This window comes from Stenotrophomonas maltophilia R551-3, assembly GCF_000020665.1.
Taxonomy (GTDB): domain Bacteria; phylum Pseudomonadota; class Gammaproteobacteria; order Xanthomonadales; family Xanthomonadaceae; genus Stenotrophomonas; species Stenotrophomonas maltophilia_L.
Genome location: NC_011071.1, coordinates 1756009 through 1780237 on the forward strand (window position 1 = coordinate 1756009; position 24229 = coordinate 1780237).

Annotated in this window: 23 protein-coding genes; 12 read left to right on the forward strand and 11 right to left on the reverse strand. The window is 65.6% G+C overall.

Annotation, left to right across the window (positions count from 1 at the left end):
- The first annotated feature begins 7 nt into the window (after positions 1-7).
- Positions 8-619 (forward strand): inorganic diphosphatase, encoded by a 612-nt coding sequence (locus SMAL_RS08040; protein ID WP_004153188.1) that lies wholly within the window; start codon positions 8-10, stop codon positions 617-619.
- Positions 620-638: 19 nt separating this feature from the next.
- On the opposite strand, the gene SMAL_RS08045 is transcribed toward SMAL_RS08040, so the two are convergent.
- Positions 639-1223 carry a hypothetical protein gene (locus SMAL_RS08045; RefSeq protein WP_012510722.1) on the reverse strand — a complete coding sequence of 195 codons (585 nt, stop codon included), beginning with the start codon at positions 1221-1223 and terminating at the stop codon, positions 639-641.
- A 109-nt stretch (positions 1224-1332) separates the two neighbouring features.
- Between SMAL_RS08045 and SMAL_RS08050 the strand changes: the two genes are divergently transcribed.
- Positions 1333-2748, forward strand: coding sequence for a cryptochrome/photolyase family protein (locus SMAL_RS08050; protein ID WP_012510723.1), 1416 nt, complete (start codon positions 1333-1335; stop codon positions 2746-2748).
- Positions 2749-2887: 139 nt separating this feature from the next.
- Complete coding sequence (locus SMAL_RS08055; RefSeq protein ID WP_012510724.1) at positions 2888-3583, forward strand: YiaD family glycine zipper/OmpA-like lipoprotein; 696 nt, start codon at positions 2888-2890, stop codon at positions 3581-3583.
- Between the two features lie 242 nt (positions 3584-3825).
- On the opposite strand, the gene SMAL_RS08060 is transcribed toward SMAL_RS08055, so the two are convergent.
- Positions 3826-4857 carry a LysR family transcriptional regulator gene (locus SMAL_RS08060; protein WP_012510725.1) on the reverse strand — a complete coding sequence of 344 codons (1032 nt, stop codon included), beginning with the start codon at positions 4855-4857 and terminating at the stop codon, positions 3826-3828.
- Positions 4858-5004: 147 nt separating this feature from the next.
- Between SMAL_RS08060 and SMAL_RS08065 the strand changes: the two genes are divergently transcribed.
- The 7 genes from SMAL_RS08065 (at position 5005) to SMAL_RS08095 (ending at position 13246) form a co-directional block, all read left to right on the forward strand.
- Entirely contained in the window at positions 5005-5232 is a 228-nt protein-coding gene (locus SMAL_RS08065; RefSeq protein WP_012510726.1) for a hypothetical protein, read from the forward strand.
- A complete protein-coding gene (locus tag SMAL_RS08070; protein ID WP_012510727.1) occupies positions 5229-5999 on the forward strand; it encodes an SDR family NAD(P)-dependent oxidoreductase in 771 nt (256 codons plus the stop codon). The genes SMAL_RS08065 and SMAL_RS08070 overlap by 4 nt, the downstream gene beginning before the upstream one ends.
- A gap of 91 nt (positions 6000-6090) precedes the next feature.
- The gene (locus SMAL_RS08075) at positions 6091-7317 is read left to right on the forward strand and encodes an efflux RND transporter periplasmic adaptor subunit (RefSeq protein WP_012510728.1); all 1227 of its coding nucleotides are present in this window, start codon (positions 6091-6093) and stop codon (positions 7315-7317) included.
- Between the two features lie 112 nt (positions 7318-7429).
- Positions 7430-10600, forward strand: a complete 3171-nt coding sequence (locus tag SMAL_RS08080; protein WP_012510729.1) for an efflux RND transporter permease subunit — start codon at positions 7430-7432, stop codon at positions 10598-10600.
- A 64-nt stretch (positions 10601-10664) separates the two neighbouring features.
- A complete protein-coding gene (locus SMAL_RS08085) occupies positions 10665-11402 on the forward strand; it encodes an SDR family oxidoreductase (RefSeq protein ID WP_012510730.1) in 738 nt (245 codons plus the stop codon).
- Entirely contained in the window at positions 11396-12817 is a 1422-nt protein-coding gene (locus tag SMAL_RS08090) for an efflux transporter outer membrane subunit (RefSeq protein ID WP_004153207.1), read from the forward strand. The genes SMAL_RS08085 and SMAL_RS08090 overlap by 7 nt, the downstream gene beginning before the upstream one ends.
- A gap of 165 nt (positions 12818-12982) precedes the next feature.
- Positions 12983-13246 carry a hypothetical protein gene (locus SMAL_RS08095; protein WP_012510731.1) on the forward strand — a complete coding sequence of 88 codons (264 nt, stop codon included), beginning with the start codon at positions 12983-12985 and terminating at the stop codon, positions 13244-13246.
- Between the two features lie 19 nt (positions 13247-13265).
- Here SMAL_RS08095 and SMAL_RS08100 read toward each other — a convergent pair whose 3' ends face one another.
- A complete protein-coding gene (locus tag SMAL_RS08100; RefSeq protein WP_012510732.1) occupies positions 13266-14120 on the reverse strand; it encodes an endonuclease/exonuclease/phosphatase family protein in 855 nt (284 codons plus the stop codon).
- 408 nt (positions 14121-14528) lie between these two features.
- Between SMAL_RS08100 and SMAL_RS08105 the strand changes: the two genes are divergently transcribed.
- Positions 14529-15755 carry a cytochrome P450 gene (locus SMAL_RS08105; RefSeq protein WP_012510733.1) on the forward strand — a complete coding sequence of 409 codons (1227 nt, stop codon included), beginning with the start codon at positions 14529-14531 and terminating at the stop codon, positions 15753-15755.
- Positions 15756-15826: 71 nt separating this feature from the next.
- Here SMAL_RS08105 and SMAL_RS08110 read toward each other — a convergent pair whose 3' ends face one another.
- The 5 genes from SMAL_RS08110 to SMAL_RS08130 form a co-directional block, all read right to left on the reverse strand.
- A complete protein-coding gene (locus SMAL_RS08110; RefSeq protein WP_012510734.1) occupies positions 15827-16063 on the reverse strand; it encodes a hypothetical protein in 237 nt (78 codons plus the stop codon).
- Positions 16064-16150: 87 nt separating this feature from the next.
- The gene (locus SMAL_RS08115; RefSeq protein ID WP_012510735.1) at positions 16151-16855 is read right to left on the reverse strand and encodes a PA1136 family autoinducer-binding transcriptional regulator; all 705 of its coding nucleotides are present in this window, start codon (positions 16853-16855) and stop codon (positions 16151-16153) included.
- A 5-nt stretch (positions 16856-16860) separates the two neighbouring features.
- Positions 16861-17733 (reverse strand): glyoxalase III HchA, encoded by an 873-nt coding sequence (gene hchA, locus SMAL_RS08120; protein WP_012510736.1) that lies wholly within the window; start codon positions 17731-17733, stop codon positions 16861-16863.
- A gap of 105 nt (positions 17734-17838) precedes the next feature.
- Positions 17839-18822, reverse strand: coding sequence for a hypothetical protein (locus SMAL_RS08125; RefSeq protein WP_012510737.1), 984 nt, complete (start codon positions 18820-18822; stop codon positions 17839-17841).
- Positions 18823-18884: 62 nt separating this feature from the next.
- Entirely contained in the window at positions 18885-20903 is a 2019-nt protein-coding gene (locus SMAL_RS08130) for an esterase/lipase family protein (RefSeq protein WP_012510738.1), read from the reverse strand.
- Positions 20904-21056: 153 nt separating this feature from the next.
- On the opposite strand from SMAL_RS08130, the gene SMAL_RS08135 reads away from it, so the two are divergent.
- Positions 21057-21518 (forward strand): methyltransferase family protein, encoded by a 462-nt coding sequence (locus SMAL_RS08135; protein WP_004153220.1) that lies wholly within the window; start codon positions 21057-21059, stop codon positions 21516-21518.
- Between the two features lie 10 nt (positions 21519-21528).
- On the opposite strand, the gene SMAL_RS08140 is transcribed toward SMAL_RS08135, so the two are convergent.
- From SMAL_RS08140 to SMAL_RS08150, 3 genes are all read right to left on the reverse strand, one after another.
- Positions 21529-22011 (reverse strand): hypothetical protein, encoded by a 483-nt coding sequence (locus SMAL_RS08140; protein WP_012510739.1) that lies wholly within the window; start codon positions 22009-22011, stop codon positions 21529-21531.
- A 27-nt stretch (positions 22012-22038) separates the two neighbouring features.
- Complete coding sequence (locus SMAL_RS08145) at positions 22039-22485, reverse strand: hypothetical protein (RefSeq protein ID WP_012510740.1); 447 nt, start codon at positions 22483-22485, stop codon at positions 22039-22041.
- A 186-nt stretch (positions 22486-22671) separates the two neighbouring features.
- A complete protein-coding gene (locus tag SMAL_RS08150) occupies positions 22672-24177 on the reverse strand; it encodes a S8 family serine peptidase (RefSeq protein WP_012510741.1) in 1506 nt (501 codons plus the stop codon).
- Positions 24178-24229 lie beyond the last annotated feature (52 nt).

Here is a 24229-nt window from a genome sequence, read left to right on the forward strand (position 1 = left end):
AAACGCCATGACGACACGCCGTATCGTCCCGATGGCCGCCATCGCCGGCGCACTGCTGCTTCTGGCCGGTGCGGTTGCCGCCGCCGACGCGGTGCTGCATCCGTTCCTGGTCGCGCAGCCGAAGCAGGCCCCGCAGGAGGTGAACCTGGCGGTGGAGATCCCCGCTGGCAGCTTCACCAAGTACGAAATCAAGGAAGACGGTTTGGTACACGTAGACCGCTTCCAGTCGATGCCGGTGGCCTATCCGGCCAACTACGGTTCGATGCCGCGCACCTTGGCCGGCGACAACGATCCGCTGGATGCGCTGGTGTTGACCCGCGAGCCACTGCATCCGGGCGTGATCGTGCGCTTCCGGCCGATCGGCTACCTGAAGATGATCGACGGCGGCGAGCATGACGAGAAGATCATCGGTGTTCCCACCGACAAGGTCGACCCGACCTACGCCAACATCCGTGACCTGAAGGATCTGCCGGAGGTCGAGCGCCAGCGCATCGAGGCCTTCTTCCGGGTCTACAAGGACCTGCCGGCGGGGCGCAATCCGGTGCAGCTCAACGGCTGGGGCGATGCCGCCGAAGCGCGTGTGCTGATCAGCGAGGCGATGCAGCGTTTCGAGAAGTAGATCCATGCCATGCATGGATTCAGCCTCGCAGTGTCTCCAGCAGGCACTCGGCATCCAGGCGGTTGCCAAGCACCTGCGCAACGGCCTGCACCGCGGCTTCCTCGTGCACGGCACGGATGCCCCCATCGTCATCATCGTCGTAGAGGTCGTCGCCGGCCTCCAGATACACGGTGCCGGCCGCGGCCAGAACCGCCATCAGGGTGGGTACATCGGCAACAATCTCGCCGGCATCCAGCAGACCGGCACCGTGGTGACTGAACAGCACGCGGCCGTCGTCCAGGTCGAGGATGAACGGGTCAGCGCCGCGATCGGCAATCACCAGCCAGTTGGAGGGCCAGCTGTCGATGGGCTCGCCGCTGACGCCGTTCCAGCGGTAACCGGCTTGGTGGCGCCACAGACGCTGCAGCGGGGGTATCCAGACATCGAGGCCCGGAATGGTGATGCCGGAGTTGCCCACCTTCGAATTGATCTCATGACCCAGCGGTCCCACCTGCGCGTAGAAGCGCGCCAGCACCGGTGGTAACGGGAGCGGTCCCTGCCAGTCACCTTCGTGCTGGGCCCGCAGCAGCCCGAAGCGGGCGAATGAGGCGTGCAGATCATCCATGGCGGGGTCCAAAGAGGAGCGGCTCAGCAGACTAGCAGACGGGGTCTGCGTGCAACGCCTTCACCGCCGCTGGCTATCATGACCGCCTTCCACAACGAAGGCGGTGCATGTGTCGGTAGCGTTGGTATGGTTCCGCCGTGATCTGCGGCTGCAGGACAATCCGGCCCTGCAGGCCGCGCTGGATGCCGGCCACGATGTGGTGCCGGTCTACATCCACGCGCCGCACGAGGAAGGCGAGTGGGTACCCGGTGCGGCCTCGGATGCGTGGCGCCACCGTTCGCTGGCGGCACTGGATGCCTACCTGCGTTCGCGCGGTTCTTCGCTGGTACTGCGCAGCGGCGACAGCCTAGCCACGCTGCAGGCACTGATCAAACAGACCGGCGCCGAGGCGGTGTTCTGGAACCGCAAGTACGAGCCAGCCACCCAGCCGCGCGACGCCACCATCAAGCGCACGCTGCGCGAGCAGGGCATCGACGCACAGAGCTGCAATGGCAGCCTGCTGTTCGAGCCGTGGGACATCGCCACCCAGCAGGGCCAGCCGTACAAAGTATTCACGCCGTACTGGCGCAACGTGCTCAGCCACTGGCGCCTGCCCGCGCTGCAGGCCGCACCGAAGGCGCTGACGGCGCATTCGGTCGACAGCCTCGGGTTGGAGGAGCTGCGGCTCGCGCCCACGCTGGACTGGGACATCGGCTTCTGGGAGCACTGGCAGCCGGGCGAGGCCGGTGCGCTGGAGGCGTTGTCCGTGTTCGAGGACGGCGCGTTGCGCGGTTACCGCGAGCAGCGTGACCTGCCGGATCGCGTGGGCACCTCGCGGATGTCGCCGCACCTGCATTTCGGCGAGATCGCGCCGTGGCGCATCGCCCATGCGCTGGAAGGGCTGCGCAGTGCCGGGACCGATGCCGATATCGATGGCTACCTGCGCCAGTTGGGCTGGCGCGATTTCGCCTACCACCTGCTGCACCACTTCCCGAAGACGCCCACCGAAAACCTCAACCCACGCTTTGACCGTTTCCCGTGGGCCACACCGAGTGCCGCGCAGCTGCATGACTGGCAGCGCGGCAACACCGGCGTACCGATCGTCGATGCTGGCCTGCGCGAGCTGTGGCACACCGGCTACATGCACAACCGGGTGCGGATGATCGTGGCCAGCTATCTGTGCAAGCACCTGCGCGCGCACTGGCTGCATGGCGCACGCTGGTTCTGGGACACCCTGGTCGATGCCGACCTGGCCAACAACACGATGGGCTGGCAATGGGTGGCCGGGACCGGTGCCGATGCCGCGCCGTACTTCCGCGTGTTCAACCCGGTCACCCAGGCCGAGAAGTTCGACCCGCAGGCCCGCTACATCAGCCGCTGGGTGCCCGAACTGGCGGCGCTGCCGGTGAAGGCGCGCTTCGCGCCGTGGCAGCATCCGCTGCTGCTGGCGGCGCATGCCCCGGGCTATCCGCGTACGCCGCTGGTGGATCTGGCGGTTGGCCGCGATGCCGCGCTGGCTGCTTACCGGCAGTCGGGAGCGGGGTAAAGTGCGGGCTGGGCGATCCGGTCAGTTAGCTGAACGCGGCCCTGTCGGCGTGCCCGATCATCATTCCGGCATCGCACCGGGCTGTTTATTCTCTTTGCGCCCGCAGGCCGCCGGCCGACCGGAAACCAAGGAGAACCTCATGATCCGCAACACCACCCGCAACGTCGCACTGGCCCTGATGAGTGCGGCCGTCCTGTCGGCCTGCGCCACCGGCGGCTCCTACGTACAGAGTGACCAGTACGGCAACCCGACCGAGCAGCAGAACCGCACCGGCCGCAACGCGCTGATCGGTACCGCCATCGGCGTGGCCGCCGGCCTGCTGACCGGTGACAGCGCCACGGAGCGTCGTCAGCACGCGCTGATCGGCGCCGGTATCGGCGCGCTCAGCGGCGCGGCCGTTGGCCAGTACCAGGACCGCCAGGAACGTGCACTGCGCGAGCGCACCGCCAACACCGGCATCGATGTGCAGCGCCAGGGCGACAACATCATGCTGAACCTGCCGGACGGCATCACCTTCGACTTCGGCAAGGCGACCCTGAAGCCGCAGTTCTACGGCTCGCTCAACGGTGTTGCAGGTACCCTGCGTGACTACAACCAGACCATGATCGAAGTGGTCGGCCACACCGACAGCATCGGCAGTGACGCAGTGAACAACCGCCTGTCCAAGGAACGCGCCGACTCGGTCGCGCAGTACCTGGTCGGCCAAGGTGTGCAGAGCGTGCGCATCGAAACCCTGGGCGCAGGCAAGTCCTACCCGATTGCCGACAACAGCACCGATGCCGGCCGCGCCAAGAACCGCCGCGTCGAGATTCGTGTGATTCCGCTCAAGCAATAACGCTACGCGTTATTGCTTGAGCCGGTCCGGCCATCGGCCGGAACGAAAATGCCGCCCTTGCAGGCGGCATTTTTGTGGGTACCGAGCGTTGCTCGGCACGCCGATAGCGCTTCCGGTTGCGGCTTCTCCGAACGGCGCCGACCAAGGTCGGCGCCGTTCCAACAGCAGTCGAGCATGGCTCGACTCTACATGGAGCTGCACCGCGCGCCGGATAGATCCATGCCGTGCGTGGATGCGTCCGGTCATGCCGCCGAAGCGGCCACCTTCTCCAGAATCCGCTTGCCGCTGCTTTCCAGCGCGGCGTCTTCCTTTTCCCGCTGCTGCTGCGCCAGTTTCGCGCCCGGGCACTGGGCCAGCATGTAGTTCGCGTCGAAGTTGAGCTTCTCGACCAGGAAGTCGACGAATGCACGCACCTTCGGCGAGACCAGGCGGCCGCCGGCGAACACGGCATTGAAGTCCACCTCCGGCCCGGTCCAGCCAGCCAGAACGCGGCGCACCATGCCTGATTCGACGAACGGCTTGGCCATCACGTCGCCGGTCAGCAGCAGGCCTTCGCCACACACCAGCGCACCATTGAGCGCGGACATGTCGTTGGCGGTCATCAGCGGCGTGACCGGGAAGTCACGCAGCTCGCCACCGTTCTCGCCCAGCTGCCAGGTGAAGCGCGGCGAGTTGCCGGTGTGGTACGGCTTGCGCATCGCCAGGATGCGATGGAACTGCAGCTCTTCCGGATGCAGCGGCTCACCATAGCGTTCGATGTAGGCCGGGCTGGCGAACACCTGCGTGCGCAGGCTGCCGAGCTTGCGTGCCACCAGGTTGGAATCGGGCAGGGCACCCACGCGCAAAGCCAGATCGGCTTCGCCGGCAATCAGGTCCAGCTTCTCGTTGCCCATATGCATGTCGAGGCGGATCTCCGGGTACTGCGCATGGAACTGGCCCAGTAGTGGTGCGATCCAGGTGATGCCGATCGAGTAGGGCACGGTGAAGCGCAGCCAGCCGCGTGGGCCGGACTGCAGCTGGCTGACCGCGCTCTCGGCTTCTTCCAGTTCGCGCGCGATGCGCTGGCAGTGTTCGTGGTAGATCGAGCCGGCTTCGGTCAGGCCAAGGCGGCGCGTGGTCCGGTGCAGCAGGCGCGCACCCAGGCGCGTCTCCAGTTCCTGCACCTTGCGGCTGACCGTGGTCTTGGGTAGGCCGAGCGATTTGGCAGCGGCAATGAAACTGCCTTGCTCGACCACTTTGACGAAGATCAGCGTCTCGTTGAGATCGTGGGACATGGTCGGGGATCCTGGACGTCGGGGATGGGACAATCGTGACAGAACGATTGGACCGGGAGCGGGATGATTATTCCCCTTAATCAGGACTAATCAAGTAAAGGTTTGAGGTCTATCGTGGCGCCATTCGTTATTTGGAGCCCGTCCGCCATGAGCCTGCGCAACATTCTTGCCCGTCTCCGGAACGCCGGCCAGAGCACCCTGGACCTGGCAATGACCGTTGAAGTCCGCCCGAGTTCCTTGGTACACAAGGACTTCCGTGAGTTTACCGCGCCCATGCGTCAGCAGCGTGGCGGTGCCATCCGCCTGGTCCCACACAAGGGCGACCGACTGCGCCGAATTGGGACTATCCCGGATTTGGGAGGAAATGTCCCGTGAATGGGATGCTGACGCCAGAAGTTCTGGTTCTCGGCGGCACCGGTGCCGTGGGTCAGGGCGTGGTTGGCGCACTGTTGGAAGCCGGTAGCCCGGTGCTGGTGGTTGGCCGCGATCCGGGCCGACTGGCGGCGCTGCATGAGCAGTTCGCCGATGAGCCAGGCCTGGAAACGCTGCTCGGCTCGCTCAGCGACGATGGTTCGGCGCGCGCGCTGGCTGAGCGCGTCGCGCAGCGCCCGCGCCCGCTGGCTGCCGTGATCGCGGCCATGGGCGGTCCTTACCGGCGTGGCCGCGTGGTCGATCGCAATGGCAATGAACTGCTCGGCGCGCTGCAGGCTGACCTGATGCCGCACGTGCACGCGGTGCGCCACCTGCTGCCGTTGCTGCAGGAGAACGTGCACGCACGTCGCTACGTGATGATCGGCAGCCCGGCCGCCGTGAAGCCATGGGCCGGTTACGGCGAAAGCTCGATCACGGCTGCCGCGATGCGCATGTACGCGCAGGTGGTGCACCAGGAAGCGCAGGCGATCGGCGTGCGCGCGCAGATGCTGGAAGTCTGCAGCCCGGTGTGTACCCCGGCCAACGCGGCCAATGCCTGCATCGAGTGGCCGAGCTCGCTGCTGGTCGGCCGCCGCGTGGTCTCGCTGCTGGATGGATGCCGCGACAACCGCGCCGTCGTCCGTTGTGACAGCAGTGATGCCGAACTGCCGCGTGGCCTGCTGCACCTGGAAATTCCACCTTTGTGGCGCGATACCGCAGGCGTTGCTTGACCTCGACCTTGGTTGAGGTCGCAGGATACGCCGCCCGTTTTTGCAACACGTTCTCATCTAGCTGTACCACCCCTCCGTACGGATGCATGCCATGACTTCCCCCAATACCACCCCACATCGTTTCGGCCATCGCATCGCGATGGTCGGCGTGTCGATCCTCGCCGCAGCCGTGCTTGCGGCCTGCAGCGGCGGCCACGCCGAAGAAGCGGGCGCACCGCCGCCGCCGCAGGTCAGTGCCGCGCCGGTCCTGGTCAAGCAGGTCAGCCAGTGGGACGAGTTCAGCGGCCGCGTCGAGGCGGTGCAGAGCGTTGAACTTCGCCCGCGCGTGTCCGGCTACATCGACAAGGTCAACTACGTCGAAGGCCAGGAAGTGAAGAAGGGCGAAGTGCTCTTCACCATCGACGCGCGCAGCTACCAGGCCGAGTACGACCGCGCTGCTGCCGAACTGGCCCGCGCTCGCACCCAGGCCACCCTGGCCCGCAGCGAGTCCGAGCGTGCCAAGCGGCTGTCCGAGCAGCAGGCCATTTCCACCGAGACGGCCGAGCAGCGTCGCGCTGCGGCCGACCAGTCCGGTGCGGCCGTGCAGGCGGCGCAGGCGGCGCTGGATGCCGCTCGCCTCAACCTGGAGTTCACCAAGGTGCGGGCCCCGATCGACGGCCGTGCCGGCCGCGCGATGGTTACCGCCGGCAACCTGGTCACCGCCGGCGACAGCGCCAGCGTGCTGACCACGCTGGTGTCGCTGGATACCGTGTTCGTCTACTTCGATGCCGACGAAAGCACCTTCCTGCGCTACGCACAGATGGCACGCAAGGGCGAACGCCCGAGCGAGCGTGACAGCGATCTGCCGGTGAAGGTCGGCCTGTCCGGTGAAGAGGGCTACCCACATTCGGGCAAGGTCGACTTCCTCGACAACCAGGTGGCCCGCAGCACCGGCACCATCCGCGTCCGTGCACTGCTGGACAATGCCGACCGCCAGTTCACCCCGGGCCTGTTCGCCCGTGTGCAACTGCTCGGCAGCGGCCAGTTCCAGGCCCTGCTGATCGACGACAAGGCGGTGCTGACCGACCAGGACCGCAAGTACGTGTACGTGGTCGACAAGGATGGCAAGGCCCAGCGCCGTGACATCCAGCTCGGTCGCACCGCCGACGGCCTGCGCATCGTCGAACACGGCCTGGCGGCCGGCGACAAGGTGATCATCGACGGCGTGCAGAAGGTCTTCATGCCGGGCATGCCGGTGCAGGCCAAGGCCGTGGCGATGCAGCCGCAGGCTGCGCCGCCGGCACCGGGTCGCGATGCCACCGCTGCACTGAACCACTGAACCGCGTCCCCGCTTAGCTGCCGGCGCCAGCGGCAGCCTTCCCTGCCTTCGTCATATCGGCGAGGGGCAGGGTGGCTGTTGCCCGCCGAACGCCTTTTCCAGGAATTCCTCCATGGACTTTTCCCGTTTCTTCATCGACAGGCCGATCTTCGCGGCGGTGCTGTCGATCGTGATCTTCGCCGCAGGCCTGATCACAATTCCCATCCTGCCGATCAGCGAGTACCCGGAAGTGGTGCCGCCGTCGGTGGTGGTGCGCACGGTGTATCCGGGCGCCAACCCCAAGGTCATTGCCGAGACCGTTGCCACGCCGCTTGAAGAAGCAATCAACGGCGTCGAAGGCATGATGTACCTGAAGTCGGTTGCCGGTTCCGACGGCGTGCTGCAGATGACCGTCACCTTCCGCCCGGGCACCGACCCGGACGCGGCCGCGGTGAAGGTGCAGAACCGCGTGGCGCAGGCGCAGGCGCGCCTGCCCGAGGACGTGCGCCGGCAGGGCGTGACCACGCAGAAGCAGTCGCCGACCTTCCTGATGGTGGTGCACCTGACCTCGCCGCAAGGCAAGTACGACACCCTGTACCTGCGCAACTACGCCCGCCTGCACGTCAAGGATGCGCTGGCGCGTATTCCGGGCGTGGGTGATGCGCAGATCTTCGGTGGTGGCGACTACGCCATGCGTGCCTGGCTGGACCCGGACAAGGTCGCATCGCGCGGCCTGACCGCCAGTGACGTGGTGCGCGCCATGCGCGAGCAGAACGTGCAGGTCTCGGCCGGCCAGCTCGGCGCCGAACCGCTGCCGAACAGCCAGTTCCTGACCCTGATCAATGCCCAGGGCCGCCTCAAGTCCGAGAAGGAATTCGGCGACATCGTGCTCAAGAGCGGTGTGGATGGCGAGATCGTGCGCCTGGCCGACGTGGCCCGCCTGGAACTGGGCGCCGGTGACTACACCCTGCGCTCGCAGCTGGACGGCAAGAACGCGGTGGGTATCGGTATCTTCCAGTCGCCGGGTGCCAATGCACTGGAGATCCGTGACCAGGTCATCTCGACGATGGACGAGATGCAGAAGACCATGCCGGCCGACGTGAAGTACGAAGCGGTGTATGACACCACCATCTTCGTGCGCGACTCGATCAAGGCCGTGGTCTCCACGCTGCTGGAAGCCATCGCCCTGGTGGTGCTGGTGGTGATCCTGTTCCTGCAGACCTGGCGTGCCTCGATCATCCCGTTGATCGCGGTGCCGGTGTCGGTGGTGGGTACCTTCGCAGCGCTGTACCTGCTGGGCTTCTCGATCAATACGCTGAGCCTGTTCGGCCTGGTGCTGGCGATCGGCATCGTGGTCGACGACGCGATCGTGGTGGTGGAGAATGTCGAGCGCAACATCGAGGAAGGCCTGTCGCCCACTGCGGCGGCACACCAGGCCATGCGTGAGGTGTCTGGCCCGATCGTGGCGATCGCGCTGGTGCTGTGTGCCGTGTTCGTGCCGATGGCGTTCCTGTCCGGTGTCACCGGCCAGTTCTACAAGCAGTTCGCGGTCACCATCGCCATTTCCACGGTGATCTCGGCGATCAATTCGCTGACCCTGTCGCCGGCCCTGGCCGCGCGCCTGTTGAAGCCGCATGACGCGGCCAAGGACGCCCCGACCCGGATCATCGACCGCCTGTTCGGCTGGGTGTTCCGTCCGTTCAACCGCTTCTTCAAGTCCAGCTCGGAGAAGTACGAGCGTGGCGTGTCGAAGATCCTCGGCCGTCGCGGTGCGGTGTTCGTGGTCTACGCGATCCTGCTGGTCGGTACCGGCGTGATCTTCAAGCTGGTGCCGCCGGGCTTCATCCCGACCCAGGACAAGCTGTACCTGATTGCGGGCGTGAAGCTGCCGGAAGGTTCGTCGATCGCGCGTACCGATGAAATGCTGCGCAAGGTTGCCAAGATCGCCCAGGAAACCGATGGCGTGGCCCACACCATTTCGTTCCCGGGCCTGAACGCGCTGCAGTTCACCAATACCCCGAATACCGGTGTGGCATTCATTCCGCTCAAGCCGTTCGCCGAGCGTCATGGCCGTACCGCCGCGCAGATCAATGCCGAGATCAACCAGAAGATCGCCGGCCTGCAGGAGGGCTTCGCGTTCGCGATGATGCCGCCGCCGATCCTCGGCCTGGGCAACGGCAACGGCTACCAGATGTTCATCGAGGACCGTGGCAACCTGGGTTACGGCGCGCTGCAGAACGCTGTGCAGGCGATGCAGGGTACCGTCGCGCAGACCCCGGGCATGGCCTTCCCGATCAGCAGTTACCAGGCCAACGTGCCGCAGCTGGATGCTGAAGTGGACCGCGTCAAGGCCAAGGCGCAGGGCGTGCAGCTCACCGAGCTGTTCGACACGCTGCAGACCTATCTCGGTTCGGCCTACGTCAACGACTTCAACCAGTTCGGTCGTACCTGGCAGGTGATCGCCCAGGCCGACGGCCCGTTCCGCGAGAGCGTCGAGGACATTGGCAAGCTGCGTACCCGCAACGACCGTGGCGAGATGGTGCCGATCGGTTCGATGGTCACCATCAAGCAGACCTTCGGCCCGGACCCGGTGCTGCGCTTCAACGGCTACCCGGCGGCGGACCTGGCCGGTGAAGCCGACCCGCGCCTGCTGTCTTCGGCCGAGGCGATGAACAAGCTGACCGAGATCGCCGGCAAGGTGCTGCCGGTAGGCATGACCACCGAATGGACCGACTTGAGCTATCAGCAGGCGACCCAGGGCAAGGCGGCCTTCATCGTGTTCCCGGTGGCGATCATGCTGGCCTTCCTGGTGCTGGCCGCGCTGTACGAGAGCTGGTCGCTGCCGCTGGCGGTGATCCTGATCGTGCCGATGACCCTGTTGTCCGCGCTGTTCGGCGTGTGGCTGACCGGCGGTGACAACAACGTGTTCGTGCAGGTCGGCCTGGTGGTGTTGATGGGCCTGGCGTGCAAGAACGCGATCCTGATCGTCGAATTCGCCAGAGAGCTGGAGATGGGCGGCAAGGGCATCGTTGAATCGGCACTGGAAGCCTGCCGCCTGCGTCTGCGCCCGATCGTGATGACCTCCATCGCGTTCATTGCCGGCACGGTGCCGCTGGTGCTGTCGCATGGTGCGGGCGCTGAAGTGCGCTCGGTGACCGGTATCACCGTGTTCGCCGGCATGCTGGGCGTGACCCTGTTCGGCCTGTTCCTGACGCCGGTCTTCTACGTGGCCCTGCGCAAGTTCGTCACCCGCAATGGTGGTGGCAAGCTGGTGCAGCACGGCGAGCCGACCATCCATCACTGACATGGAACCCCGTCGCCGCCGGTCACTGGCCGGCGGCGGCTTCCCCCTCACAAGGCATGAATCCATGAACTCCCATCAGAACAAGATCGCGCTGGTTACCGGCGCTACCCGCGGCATCGGCGCCGAGACCGTGCGCCAGCTGGCCCAGGCCGGCGTGCACACGCTGCTGGCCGGCCGCAAGCGCGAGACCGCTGTCGAGCAGGCACTGAAGCTGCAGGCCGAGGGCCTGCCGGTGGAAGCCATCCAGCTGGACGTGACCGACGCGGCCAGCATCGCCGAAGCGGTCGAGCAGGTACGCCAGCGCCACGGGCGCCTGGACATCCTGGTCAACAACGCCGGCATCATGATCGAGAACCCGGCACAGGCGCCGTCCGAACAGTCGCTGGATACCTGGAAGCGCACCTTCGACACCAACGTGTACGCACTGGTCGCGGTGACCCAGGCCTTCCTGCCGCTGGTCAGGCAGGCCAAGTCCGGGCGCATCGTCAACGTATCGAGCATGCTCGGCTCGCAGACCCTGCACGCTGATCCGACCTCGGGCATCTACGATTTCAAGATCCCCGCGTACAACGCCTCCAAGGCAGCGGTAAACAGCTGGACGCTGGCGCTGGCCCATGAACTGCGCAGCACCCAGATCAAGGTCAATACCGTGCATCCGGGTTACGTGAAAACCGATATGAACGGCGGCCACGGCGAGATCGAGATCAGCGAAGGCGCGCGCTCCAGCGTGCAGATGGCACTGATCGGCCATGAAGGTCCGAACGGCAGCTTCACTTACCTGGGTGAGGTGCTGCCATGGTGATCCGCACGTTGGCGATGGCCGTCTCCAGCCTGGTGCTGGCAGGTTGTGTCAGCGTCGGCCCGAACTACAAGGCGCCGGTGCAGGAACCGGTGGTGCTGCAGGGTGCGCAGCAGCCGGTATTCAGCACCACCTCGCCGGTGGCCAGCTGGTGGGCGCAGTTCGATGATCCGGTGCTGGAAGAGCTGGTGCATGGCGCACTGTCGGACAACCTGGACCTGCGCGTGGCCGTGGCCCGCGTCAGCCAGGCCCGTGCGGTGTTCGTCGAGAGCCGCTTCGACCAGGCGCCGCATGTTACCGCAGGCGGCAGCTACGATCGCCGCAAGCAACCCGATCCGCAGCTGGGTGGGCAGCGGGTGTTCAGTGAAAGCTACCAGCTCGGCTTCGATGCGGGCTGGGAGCTGGATCTGTTCGGCCGCAAGCGCCGTGCTGCAGAAGCCGCGCGTGCCGACCTCGATGCCGAGCAGGCCAACCTGGCCGACGCACAGGTGCTGGTCGCCGCCGAAGTGGCTCGCAACTACTTCGAACTGCGCGGCACGCAGAAGCGCATCGCCGTGGCCCAGCACACTCTCGTCAATCTGCGCGAAACGCAGAAGCTGACCGAGGCGCGCTGGGAACTGGGCGCCGGCAGCGAGCTGGACGTGCAGAGCAGCCGTGCACGGCTGAAGGCGATCGAGGCCGACATTCCGCTGCTGGAAGTGGCCGAGACGCAGTCGCGCAACCGACTGGCGGTGCTGCTGGGCCAACGTCCGGAGACGCTGACCGCGATGCTGGCACCGCACGAAGTGCCGGCCTATGCCAAGGCGTTGCCGCTGGGTGATACCCGTGAGCTGCTGCGCCAGCGTGCCGACGTGCGCGTGGCCGAGCGTCGCCTGGCGGCGGCGACCGCACGTGTGGGCGTGGCCACTGCCGATCTGTTCCCGCGGCTGTCGCTGTCCGGTTTCGTCGGCTTCCTCGGCGGTGACGCCAGCGGGCTGGTCAACGGCAACAACAAAGCCTGGTCGCTGACCCCGTCGTTGAGCTGGGCGGCGTTCGACTTCGGCACCGTGCGTGCACGCCTGCGTGCCAGCAAGGCCGAGGCTGAAGGTGTCGCCGCGCAATACGAACAGGCCGTGCTGCTGGCACTGGAAGACACCGAGAACGCGCTGACCCGCTACTCCAAGCAGCAGGCGCGCCTGGCCATCGTGGTCGAGCAGGCGCAGGCGGCACGGCGTGCCGAGTCGCTGGCGCAGATCCGCTACCGCGAGGGTTCGGAGGACTTCCTGACCCTGCTCGATGCACAGCGCACCCAGCTGTCCGCTGATGATGCGTTGGCCGCGGCCGAAGCCGAGGTCAATGTCAGCGTAGTGGGTGTGTACAAGGCGCTGGGCGGTTGGGGCCAATCACCTCAACAGCCGAGTGTGGCGCAGGTGCAGTAAAGGGGAGGGGACGGACGCGCAGGCTTCCGTCCCTTTCTTCTTCAGGGCCGGCGATGGGCTGGCACGGTGCAGCCGTGCACCTGGTCACAGTCGTGACGTTTCTGACTCTGCCGAAAGCCGTGTCCGCCGTGTAACTAGTGGGGCAGGCTCTTGGGAGGACAGGTGATGGTCGACGGTAAACGGGATACCCGGCGGATGTTGTTCGGCGATCCGGGGCCGCCTGGCGCCGGGCTGTCGGTAGCGGTCGTGGTGTTGCTGGTACTGGCGACGACGGCCGCTGCGATCGGGTTCCTGCGCTTGCCCGATCAGATGCTGGGCCTTGGCCTGATCGGAGTTGCCGTGTTCCTGGCGATCGGCGCGCGCATCTGCCAGGCACGCAACCAGCATCAGGCGTTGTATCGGTTGTTGTCGCGGCAGCCGCCACCGTAGCTGCGGCTGCCGCGCGGGTTCAGCGCGCTGGCCAGTCCAGCTCGACCACCAGCGGGAAATGATCGGATGGCAGTACGCCGTCGATGCGCCGGTCATCGGTGAGGAAGCTGCGCGCATGGAAACCACGCACCAGCACCCAATCCAGCTGTGAGGTGGCCTTGCCGGTGAAGTCATGGAAGGTCAGGCGTGGGCCCTGCGGCGCCTTCACCTGGGGACGGGTGTCCTGCAGCACGCGGGAGAACGCTTTGTAGGTATCCCCGCCGGGCTCGCTGTTGAAGTCTCCGGTCAGCACCACCGGCAGGTCGGCCGGCAGCGATGCCAGGCGTTTGCCGATCAGTTCGGCACCCTTGACCCGGCGCGGCTCATCTTCGTCGCGGTAGGGCAGGTGGGTGTCCATGAAGTAGAAACGACGGTCATCATCAAGGCGCCGGAATACGGCCCAGGTGACCATGCGCGGATACAGGTTGCCCCAGCTGATGCTGCCGGGCACGTCGGGCGTATCGGACAGCCAGAAGTTGCCTGACTCCTCGATGGTCAGCACCTTGCTGTCGTAGAACACGCCCATGTGCTCGTCGCCGCTGCCACCACGGCGGCCTTCGCCGAACCAGCGGTAGCCGGGCAGGTGCTCGGACAGGTAGTCGGCCTGTTCCTTCACCAGCTCCTGGGTGCCGATCACTGCCGGGTGTGCATCGAGGATGACCTTGACCATCGCATCACGGCGGTCGGGCCAGCGTTTGCCGGGCTCGGTATCGGCCGGGGTGCGGACATTGAACGACATCACTTTCAGTGGCGCAGGTGTGGCAGCCCAGGCGACGGCAGGCAGAGCTAGTGCCAGCAGCGCACACAGCGCAGGGCGATGGAAACGCAACAACATCGTGGAATCCCTCCATTCCATGAAAACGGTTTCACGGAGCATCGCATGGATTGCCGGTTCCCGGTTGTGCCCGCACTGGCGGTATCCGCTGGCTGTCCCCAGCGTATTCAGGTCAACGTTGACGGCGTATTGACCTGCCTGCGCGGGTTCGCGTGCTAGAACGGCGCTGCCGGGCCGTTGATTCCGGCACCCGCAACAGCAACCCACAATGGATCGACAAGGAGCTGTGCCATGACACGATTGATTCGCGCTCTTCAGGTATCGCTGAACCTGCGTTCGGACAATTCCACGCAGTGCATCCGTTCCAAGTACCGCTACTGGAACATCTTCTGAGCGGAAGGACTCCACGTATTCGATGACACATCGCCAGGGATGGCCGGTGGCCATCCCTGGCCTCAGGAGCGGGGCATGGATGAGCGTGCAGCGGATGCGGAAGTCGTGTCCATCAACGACCTGCTTGAGCGGGTGCGGCGCGAAGGACCGGTACTGCGGTTCCAGAATGATGTGGTTGGCATCTTCGACCCGGCATTGGCGGTAAAGATCGACAAGGCCAATACCGACCAGCATACCGTGCCGGATTCGTTGATCGATTTTCTTGGCCTGCGCGGTTCAAAGGATCCGGTTGCATGGCGCGAGGTGCGTGCGTTGTTGAGCGAACAGGCCGGGCGCCTGGCCAGTCCTGCGCACATGCGTTCACTGTATGCACGAATGCAGGGTTTCCTCACCGAGCGCGCAGGCCGCCCGCACGACCTGAGCGCGCTGAGCTGGTGGACGATCTCGCAGTCGTTGCTGCCATTGCTGATCGACGGCCTCAGCCGATCCGATGTCGATGCGCTCATCGGCGAGCAGAAGACCCGCTACAACGCGATCGTGCTGCAGAACTTCTCGTTCTGGCGGCGCGTCATTGATTTCCACCTTTCCCGCCGCGCGGCTCGCACGGTGTCACGCCATATCCGCCGCCGGTCACGCGAGACGCAGCCGCGCGAGGATTTCCTGCAATCCCTGCTGCCGTTGGTACAGCGGGTGGGTGTGGATCGCGTGGCTTACCTGGTGTCCATGGTACTGGCTGGCATGTCGGGGTTGCCGGGCATCACCGCCGCCAGCCTGCTGTATGCCATGCATCGCTTCCCGCAGTGGCATGCACGGATCCGCGAGGAAACCTCGGCGCTCAGCCTGGACGAACTGTATGCGCTGCCGATCAAGTCGTTGCCGTGCACATCGCGATTCGTGAAGGAAACGTTGCGACTGTGGCCTGGGCTGTTCGCCCTGCATCGCCCGGCGTCGCATGACATCGATATTGACGGGGTCTGCATCCGCAAGGGAGGTGCCTATGAGTTGTCGTCGTACTTCCAGCACCATTCGCCGGACTACTGGCAGTCGCCTGACAGCTTCGATCCGGACCGCTGGTTGCCCGAGCGCCGGCAGCCGAACAAGGGGGCCTACGTCCCGTTCGGTTTTTCTTCGCGTGCGTGCATCGGCAGCGCGGTCGGCCATGCACAGCTGCTGTTGTTCTGTGCGCTGGTGACGCGTGATTTCGAGCTGCAGGTACAGGATCAGCCGGCCCCGTGGATGCAGCTGGAAGGGTTCGCGATTCCCGTCGATTTCATCGGCACGCTGACGCCGCGTCGCGCTTGAAGCCCGCAGCTGCAGCCGTGCAGACCGGGCGGGCGATGGACGCCCACCCGGTGAATTGGACATACAGTCGCTCAGTCGGCCGGGAGGTACCACTGGCCATTCTGGTCAATCCAGTACACGCGGACGTAAGGTTCGCCGTTCTCGTCGAAGTACGTTACTTCACAGCGCTGATGGTAGTAGGGCCCCATCTTCACTGGAACGCAGTTCGTGTTCTCTGGGCCGCCTCCACCGGGACGGGCGTCCGCCACCGGGGCCAGGGTCGCAGTTGCCACTACCAGAGCGGCCATCGCGGCCAGTTGCAGTTTCATAAGCATCATCCTTGCTTTCTGCAATCGCGCACATGCGCATGGCGTGTGTAACACGTGAACCCCACCGCAGGAAGTGCCTTGCCAGGATCAGTCCTCGATCTCGCCGCGACGGCTGGCAGCGCGTACCGCCTGCGCGGTGGTCGCCACGCCCAGGCGCTGGCGCGCGCGCCGCAGGTGGTTTTCCACGGTGCGTGCAGACAACCCCAGCGTGGCGGCGATCTCTGCTTGGCGCCGGCCCGCGGCAACCCAACGCAGCACTTCGCGTTCGCGCGCGCTCAGTGCGCCGACTGGCAGTTCGGCGGGGGCTTCGGCCAATCGTCGCGCCGTGCGGAATGCTGCGGTCGCAACAGCCTCCAGCAGTAGGCGCGCGCGTGCGGATGCATCGACCGCGGCCCCGGCGAAGCTGATCGCCCCCTCCAGACCCGTGGTGCCGAACACCGGCACCTGCAGACCGTGCAGGCCATCGCCACGTGGCTGCTTCACCACCTGGTAGCGCTCGCCGCGCGCACCCTGGCGCTTGCTCCAGAAGAACGGCGCATCACTGTCCAGCACGTGGCGGTTGACCGGGCAGGCATGCAGGTAGCGGGCGAGGTCGGTATCGCTGCCATCGCCGAGCCAGTCGCCCTCTATCCAGTACACGCGCTGCGCGTCGCGCTCCAGCCCGGTGCCGGTGGCGAACACCAGCACACGGTCGTAGCCAAGCGGTGCGGCGACACTGCGCAGTATTGCGCCTACCTCGGTCAACGAGTCGGCGCGTTCAAGCCCCAGCAGCGCCTGCACCAGCTCGGCCATCGGGATCAGCGCCCGGCCAGAGTGTCGAGCAGGGTGCGTGCAGCCAGCTTGCCCAGCGCGTTGCCGGCCAGCGGGCTGTCGCCGGTCAGTAGCAGGCGGTCCTGCAGGACGCTGCCATCGATACCCTTGTTGACGATCTGCACGCCCTGCTGCGCCAGCCGTTCACCGAAGAACCACTGCAGCTGCCCCGGCATGTAGCCGATGTCGGGTGTCTGCCGGTCCATTGCATCGGGGAAGGCACAGATACGATAGCCACGGAACAGCGAGCCGCCATCGGCTTCGTCGACGCCCGCGGCCAGCAACGCAGCAGGTCCGTGGCAGAGGGTGATGATGTGGCGTTGCTGGGCCATCGCCCACTGCAGGGTGGCCTTCACCGCGCGGCTTTCCGGCAGGCCGATCAACGCGCCATGGCCACCGGGGATGAATACCGCTGCGTAGTCCGAATCGGGACCGAGGCCGGCCACCACGTCGTCCAGCTGCAGCGGCTGGCGGAAGCGTTCTTCATAGCGCTCATACAGTCCGCCGATCTCCTTGTCCTCGCGCGGGAATGCCCACCACTCGAACTTGGCGGCGTTGCCCGAAAGCGTGGCTACATCGATGTCGAAGCCGGCTTTGTCGAGGTGGTACATCGGCAGCAGGGTTTCCACCGGGTGGTTGCCGGTGGAGAAAAGATGGCCGTTGGCGGTCGGCAGATAGCGCTCGTCGGCGGTGATCATCAGCACCTTCCAGCGGCCATCGCGGCGCGCATCCGGGTAGTCGGCGCCGGACAGGTCACTCTTCGCCGAAGTGAACTGCGACAGCGAGTACGGGGAAGGGAAGAAGGCGTCGCGCTCGGCCGGATCAGGGCTGGGCTGGCGGCTGGGCTCTTGCGTGTTCATGCGGACCTCCTGCGGGAATGTGTGGCCAGCATAGAAGGGCCGCTGCGCACGCGCGATGAGGGAATTCCCTCAAGCGCCGCGGGCTCCCGTGGCGGCGCGCAGGCCTCAGGCGGCCCCCTGCGCCGACTTCACGCAGCGGTAGGCATCATCCAGCGCGGACAGGAACGCCTGCTGCTGCGCCGCATCCAACGTCACCGAGCGTTCGAAGGCCGTCAGGCGTTCGCTCCAGTCCGGCAGGGCGTCGTCGCTGTACAGCGCCTGGTGAGCGTCCCAGCAATCAGCGGCCTTCAGCAGCATCCACGGCGCATACAGCGCCAACCGGGTACCGTCCTTGAGGATCAGCGGGCGCGTGGTCTGCGAATGTGCCAGCACAGCATGCAGGGAAGGGTCATCCTGCACCTGGCTCTTCCAGATGTGATTGTGGAGGCGCTGCTTGGTGAAATGGAGGATGGCTTCATGGTCCTCACCCGGTCCCGCGGCCCGGAGGGCATCGGTGAGCTTCAGATGCCCGCGTTCGAACAGCCAGCGCACCAGCAGGGTCGAGGCCTGCTTGAACGTGTTGTGTTCGTTGTCCGGGTCGAAATCGTGATGGCCGATGAACTGGCGGTCCTCGACCAGATTGATCTGCAGCTCCTGCACGTGCTGGCGGCGCTGATCGAACCAGAGCTTCATCTGCACATCGTCAGCGAGCACTTTCTCAAAGTAGGCCGTGTCACCGAAGTCCTGCATCTGGCCGTCGAACCCGTCCAGGCAATCCTGAAGCGATGCCTCCGGTCCGACGTATCCACTCCAGAATCCTGCGGGCACGGCAGGAGCGTTCCGCGGCCGATGGGAATACAGGGTGACCGACTTCAGATGGCTCGCCCAGCTCCCGCGCTTGGCCTCCCGCGGTGGGTAGAAGCGATCATGGATGATGTCGAATGCAAAGTGGTACTCCATGCCATGTGCCTTGTCCCTGGCCGACTTCTGGCCCTGGTTGGCGGTGATCGTGGCAGGTGGAGATGCCAGTCCGTGCTGCGCGAACCAGGCGGCCAGCGCCGGATCGGAACCGCGCAGGCCGATCAGGCCGATGATGTCCTTGATATGCATTCCGTTGCCTTGTCCTGTTGAAATGAGGGCGGCCCACACGCCGTGGTGGCGTCCCGGTAGCGCTAGTTCGCCGCGGCACCGTGCTCCTGCATGTCCTCGTGCAGGATCCGCCGCAATTCGACGATTGCCGGGGTTGCCTCCTGCACGCTGTGCCCGGACACGATCACCTTTTCCGAAACCGCATGTGGCAGGTGCGAGCTCCAGTACGGCACCAGCCCATCGTCAGTCTTCTCCAGCGGGCCGTCGGCCTTGGCGCGGGCGATGATCGAGTGGTAGTGCACCTTCGGCGCCATTGGCAGGTCGGCCACGGCGCGTACGAAGGGATCGTCCTTGTCCAGATTCTGGATGCTGTTCATCTGGTAGCCGTGCTTGCCGTCGTTGCGATCGATCTTGCCGTCGTTGGCGATGGTGGCCACGTCTTCCAGTACGGTCAGCGGCAAGCGCACCAGGCGGCCGATCCAGCGGCCCAGGCGGGTGCTCGCCACATCGGTGCCGCGGTGCGGCGTGGCGATGAACACCACGCGCGATACTTCCGGTTCCGGCAGGAAGGTCAGCACCGGCGCGCCCTTGGTGCGCAGCAGTTCCTGCTGTGCCGGCGTCATCTGTGCGGTGGCCAGCAGGGTATCGACCAGGTGGTCGCCTGAAGAGGAGATCATCAGTCGCGCAATCACGCCGCCCATGCTGTGCCCGACCAGCACCATGTCATGCGAGGCCTGCGCCTTGCCGCTGGGGTCGAAGTGCTGGAAGACCTCGGCCAGCGTATGACGCATCGCATCGTGGCTCATCGCGATCGGCATGTTGGTCGGGTAGTAGAACTGCCAGATCTGGAAATCCTGGCGGATCTCCTCGTCGCGCATCAGCTCGTTGGCGACGTTGACCCAGGCTTCCGGGCTGCTGGCCAAACCGTGGATCATCAGCAGCACGCGACGGTTCGGATCATACGGTTGCATCATGTACAGATGCGGCGTATCGATGCCGCCCTTGCCGCCGAACAGCGAGCGCAGCGACTGGTGGCTGAAGTTCGAGCGCGCCAGCCACAGTGCGTAGCCAGCGGTGAAGTTCGCCGCCAGCGGCACTTCCTGTCCGTGCAGGGTGACTTCGGTGACCTGGTAGGGATCGTGGATCTCCAGTTCCGGCTCGTCGTCGTGCAGCACTTCCCACAGGTTCTTTCCGGAGAAGCGCAGCAGCACTGTCATCGACGGCGAGGGCATCTCGCTCCAACTGCGTGGCGTCGCTGCCGTCGCCACGGTAGAAGTAGAGGTCGTAGTTGGCGTCGCACTGGCATTGGCTGGATCATCCATCACCGCCACCAGCTCCGCGCCGAAGCCATCGCGGCGGTGCACGCTGCGCAGCGTGCCGGTGAACGACAGTGACGCGGCGGGCACCAGCTCGGTGGGGGTACGCGTGTCCAGTGGCGAAGCTTCGCCTGATGGGGCCAGCACAAAGGTCCAGCGGCCGAGCTGGAAATGGCTGGCTTCACTGTGCACGCGGCCGGTGGCATAGGCGTTGTACAGCTGCACCGAGGCTTCCTGCACGGCCAGGTTGTAATAGTCACGCACCTGGGTCTGGCGATCTTCGAAGCCACGCTGGTTGGCGGTGCGCTCGGTGAAGAACAGATACCCGTAAGCCTGCCGCGCGACCTGCATCCAGGCATCCAGGCGCGGCTGGAAGTCGGCGTCCAGTTCGGTGATGGTGGTCTTGGCCCGGCCCGAGGCGGAGTACTCGCGTTTCGGTGCGGGCAGGGTCATGGCGTACTGCAGCCACAACTCGGCCAGGCTCGAGCGCTTGTCCTCCTCGCGCACCAGGATGGTGGCTTCCATCGCTTCGATGCAGGGTAGGCCAGGCTTGGCGCAGACGCCTTCGTCGAGGCCGGCCACGCGCAGGGTTTCCGTAGTTGCCGAGCTGAGCTTGCCGGTGGTGAGGATGTCACCGCGCTTGAGCGCGATGTACTGGCCGGGCGTGACCGAGGCCACCTGCACCGACGGTCCGAACTGGCGCAGCGTCGCGCAGCCACCGAGGGTGAGCAGCACGGTGATGATGAGGGTCGTGCGACCGATGAAGCCCAAGCCCGTGGTTGCCATACGATCCTCCTGCGCGGTGGCGACACTCTAACGACAGGCCTGTCAAAGCGGAAGATACCGAGCGGTCGGTTTGTCTGGCCAAAGCACCGCCTTCCGGGCGATTCAGGCATTTCCGTGTGACACTGGGGTGAATGGGGTGAGGCAGGGACTGCGATGCGGTGGCTTGAGACCCGTATTCCACCACCGCTGGTGATGCTGCTGTGTGCCGCTGCCGGTTACCTGGCCAGCCGCCTGTGGCCGGGCACAGTGTTGTCATTGTCGATGCCGGCGCTGCTGGCGGGCGGGGTGATGGCCATCGGCCTGGTGCTGAACCTGCTGCCGAAGCTGGCTTTCCAGCGTGCGCGTACCACGGTTAACCCGCTGCGCCCGTCGGCGTCGAGCGCGCTGGTCACGCACGGGGTGTATCGCTACACGCGCAATCCGATGTATCTGGGCCAGGCGACCGTCCTGGCCGGAGCGATGCTGTACCTGCAGAATCTGGCCGCGTTGCTGGCTGTGCCACTGTTCGTGCTGTACATCACCCGCTTGCAGATCGTGCCGGAAGAGCGGGCACTGTCGGCCCGCTTTCCCGAGGCCTATGCAGGCTTCCGCCAACGCGTGCGGCGCTGGCTATAGACCTGCGCCGTTACGGAGTGATCTGGCACTTCACCGCCGCCGAATAACCTTCGTAGTCGTCGCCGGCGATCACGTGCAGGGTGTGGCGCTTGTCAATGCGCTTCACATACGACGGCTCTTCGGTGTTGGCGTGCTCGTTGACCGTGGTCACCGACCAGGACTTGGCCAGGCGCTGCGAGTCGACACCGTTCAAGTACACGAAGATGCTCTTCTCGCCCTCGGCCACGTTTACATCGGCACTGGTTACCGTGCCGCCAAACAGCGCGACCGGCTTGTCCTCCGGCTCGAAGGTACCGCCCGGTTTCTTGGCCAGGCCGGCCGCCTGCAGCGCATCGATGGCGTCGGCCGCACTGAAGTTCGAGCCAGCCTTGCAGGCCAGCAGCGCTTCCAGCGTGGCGGTGCCTGGCGGCGCGATGGTCGGTGTCGCGGCGTGCGTGGCTGGGGCTGCTGCGAGGGCGGCGAGGAGCAGGGAAATCGTGAGGGCAGCTTTCATGGCAGATCCTTCTGATGGGAGCAGGAATCAGAACGCCGGTTCGATTACCGGGAACTCTTCAGCGGAGGAGTAGAGGCGATACGCCTGCGTGGCGCCGGCGCGGACGTTGATTTCGGTCGAGCGCCGACGGGAATTGTTGGTCTTCTCCGATTGCAGCACGCCGCACAGGCCCCGCCCCTGGACAGGCGTGGCGGTCAGTACGTGGCGCCCCTCGGCCAGGACAAGGGACAGGCGCTCGGCGGGATCGAGATGTGCGGCCATCTTCCCGTCGACCATGACCCCCATGTAGCAGCCGCTGCCCACGAATCCAACGTCGCGGGTGACCGTGATGGTGCCGGTGGGTTCGCCCTGTGCGTCGATCGGGAAGATACGGGCCGCCGGTGCGTCCTTGATCTGCTCAGGCAGAGCCTGCTTGGTAGGCATGCAGCCTGATAGCGCGGCAGCCAGCAGGGCAGGGGCGAGCAGTTTCTTCATTGCATTCTTCCTTGGTCGTGGACAGAGTCTTGATGATCGGGATGATGCAATGAAACAGGTCCTGGGAAAAGTTGCCACACATCCACCAGTGCTGGACATGCTGCTGGCGGGCCTGCCGCCTCTGCACGGGAGGCTCAGGGAGCCGCGAAGGACGCAGCGGCCTCGACAGGCCGCTGCGCCATGCCATCAGTTGCTGGCGGCCTTCACCGCTTCTGCAGCGTCGACAATGCCCGGTCCGCAACCGCCCGGGCAGTTCGCCGCCGCGATCGGGTGCGCGGTTCGACGCAGGATGTCCTTGACCTGGTCGGTGGTCTTCGGCACCGGCGCCACCGCCTGCATCAGCGCGACGATGCCAGCGACGTGGGGCGCCGCCATCGAGGTGCCGGACATGAAGTCGAAGGCGTTGTTACCCACGGTGGACAGGATGCCCTGCGCCGGATGCTGGCGGGTGGGTGCGCAGTTGGCCTGGCTCGGCGGCGTGGCCAGCGGCAGGAACTCACCCACCGACGCACGGCACGACCAGGTCTCGCCACCCGGTGCGGTGATGTGGATGCCTGCACCATAGTTGGAGTAGAACGCGCGACGACCGCCCTGATCGTTGGCAGCAACCGCGATCACGCCCTTGCAGTTCGCCGGGGCGAACTCGGACACATCAAGATTGCTGTTGCCGGCGGCGACCACCACGATCGTGCCCTGGGCCGTGATGTCGTCGATTGCATCCTGCTCGGCCGGCGAGCAGGCGCGGCGGCCACCCAGGCTCAGATTGATGACCTCGGCCGGGTTGGCATTGGCCGGGACGTTGGGCACGTTGATACCGGCACTCCAGAGCATGCCGTCGATGATATCGGCGGAGCCACCATTGCCCTGGTTTCCCAGTACGCGCACCGGTACGACTTTTGCGTTGTAGGCCACGCCGGCCACGCCGATCTGGTTGTTGGTCACCGCAGCGACCGTTCCGGCGACGTGGGTGCCGTGTGCAATGCCCGAGGCATCGAATGCATCGGCGTCGCGTCCGTCACCATCGTCGGAGCCACCACAGCCGGGATTCATGCCCCCGATGATGCACTGCCAGTCACTGAACGGACGGGTTGACGAGATCATGTCGTAACCCGGCAGCAGGTTCGCCTGTAGGTCGTTGTTGTTGAGATAGCCCGAATCGACCACCGCAACCACCACGCCCTGGCCGGTGGAGCGATCCCACGCGCCGGGCAGGCGCGCGCCACTGGTCGGGTTGCTGTAGTGCCACTGCTCGCCGTAGCGCGGGTCGTTCGGCGTGGCGAATGCACTCATCATGTAGTTCGGCTGCACATACTCGACGTCAGGATCGTCGGCGATGCGCTGCATCAGGATCTCGGCCTCCGGACGGTCCAGTGGCTTGTCCGTGGTGACCACGTCGGCGCCGCCGCCCATGCGGCGTTGATGGGTCACGGACGCGGCCGCTGGCGGCGCACTGCCGATCGAACGCTTGCTGCGCTGCTGGACGCCGAGGCGCTTCTTCAGCGCGTCCTGGGCGGTGTTGGCGGAGACGCGCTTGCTGCTGCCGTCCCGGTACTTGACGATGAAACTGCTGTACTGCTCGTTGCTGGCCATGCCTCGCGTCCATACCCGTTCGATGGGTTGGGCGAAGGCGGGGGCGCTGGCCAGGACCAGAGTGATGGCACTGGCAAGGGAAACCCGAAGCGACGTACGCATGGATACAGTTCCTTTGTGGAAGATGTGTCGAACAGGCCGTGCCCTTCGGGCT

Coding starts and splice junctions, on each gene's coding strand:
- SMAL_RS08040 (WP_004153188.1), top strand. CDS start 8: ATGACGACACGCCGTATCGTCCCGATGGCCGCCATCGCCGGCGCACTG.
- SMAL_RS08045 (WP_012510722.1), bottom strand. CDS start 1,223: ATGGATGATCTGCACGCCTCATTCGCCCGCTTCGGGCTGCTGCGGGCC.
- SMAL_RS08055 (WP_012510724.1), top strand. CDS start 2,888: ATGATCCGCAACACCACCCGCAACGTCGCACTGGCCCTGATGAGTGCG.
- SMAL_RS08060 (WP_012510725.1), bottom strand. CDS start 4,857: ATGTCCCACGATCTCAACGAGACGCTGATCTTCGTCAAAGTGGTCGAG.
- SMAL_RS08065 (WP_012510726.1), top strand. CDS start 5,005: ATGAGCCTGCGCAACATTCTTGCCCGTCTCCGGAACGCCGGCCAGAGC.
- SMAL_RS08075 (WP_012510728.1), top strand. CDS start 6,091: ATGACTTCCCCCAATACCACCCCACATCGTTTCGGCCATCGCATCGCG.
- SMAL_RS08080 (WP_012510729.1), top strand. CDS start 7,430: ATGGACTTTTCCCGTTTCTTCATCGACAGGCCGATCTTCGCGGCGGTG.
- SMAL_RS08085 (WP_012510730.1), top strand. CDS start 10,665: ATGAACTCCCATCAGAACAAGATCGCGCTGGTTACCGGCGCTACCCGC.
- SMAL_RS08090 (WP_004153207.1), top strand. CDS start 11,396: ATGGTGATCCGCACGTTGGCGATGGCCGTCTCCAGCCTGGTGCTGGCA.
- SMAL_RS08095 (WP_012510731.1), top strand. CDS start 12,983: ATGGTCGACGGTAAACGGGATACCCGGCGGATGTTGTTCGGCGATCCG.
- SMAL_RS08100 (WP_012510732.1), bottom strand. CDS start 14,120: ATGTTGTTGCGTTTCCATCGCCCTGCGCTGTGTGCGCTGCTGGCACTA.
- SMAL_RS08105 (WP_012510733.1), top strand. CDS start 14,529: ATGGATGAGCGTGCAGCGGATGCGGAAGTCGTGTCCATCAACGACCTG.
- SMAL_RS08110 (WP_012510734.1), bottom strand. CDS start 16,063: ATGAAACTGCAACTGGCCGCGATGGCCGCTCTGGTAGTGGCAACTGCG.
- SMAL_RS08115 (WP_012510735.1), bottom strand. CDS start 16,855: ATGGCCGAGCTGGTGCAGGCGCTGCTGGGGCTTGAACGCGCCGACTCG.
- hchA (WP_012510736.1), bottom strand. CDS start 17,733: ATGAACACGCAAGAGCCCAGCCGCCAGCCCAGCCCTGATCCGGCCGAG.
- SMAL_RS08125 (WP_012510737.1), bottom strand. CDS start 18,822: ATGCATATCAAGGACATCATCGGCCTGATCGGCCTGCGCGGTTCCGAT.
- SMAL_RS08130 (WP_012510738.1), bottom strand. CDS start 20,903: ATGGCAACCACGGGCTTGGGCTTCATCGGTCGCACGACCCTCATCATC.
- SMAL_RS08135 (WP_004153220.1), top strand. CDS start 21,057: ATGCGGTGGCTTGAGACCCGTATTCCACCACCGCTGGTGATGCTGCTG.
- SMAL_RS08140 (WP_012510739.1), bottom strand. CDS start 22,011: ATGAAAGCTGCCCTCACGATTTCCCTGCTCCTCGCCGCCCTCGCAGCA.
- SMAL_RS08145 (WP_012510740.1), bottom strand. CDS start 22,485: ATGAAGAAACTGCTCGCCCCTGCCCTGCTGGCTGCCGCGCTATCAGGC.
- SMAL_RS08150 (WP_012510741.1), bottom strand. CDS start 24,177: ATGCGTACGTCGCTTCGGGTTTCCCTTGCCAGTGCCATCACTCTGGTC.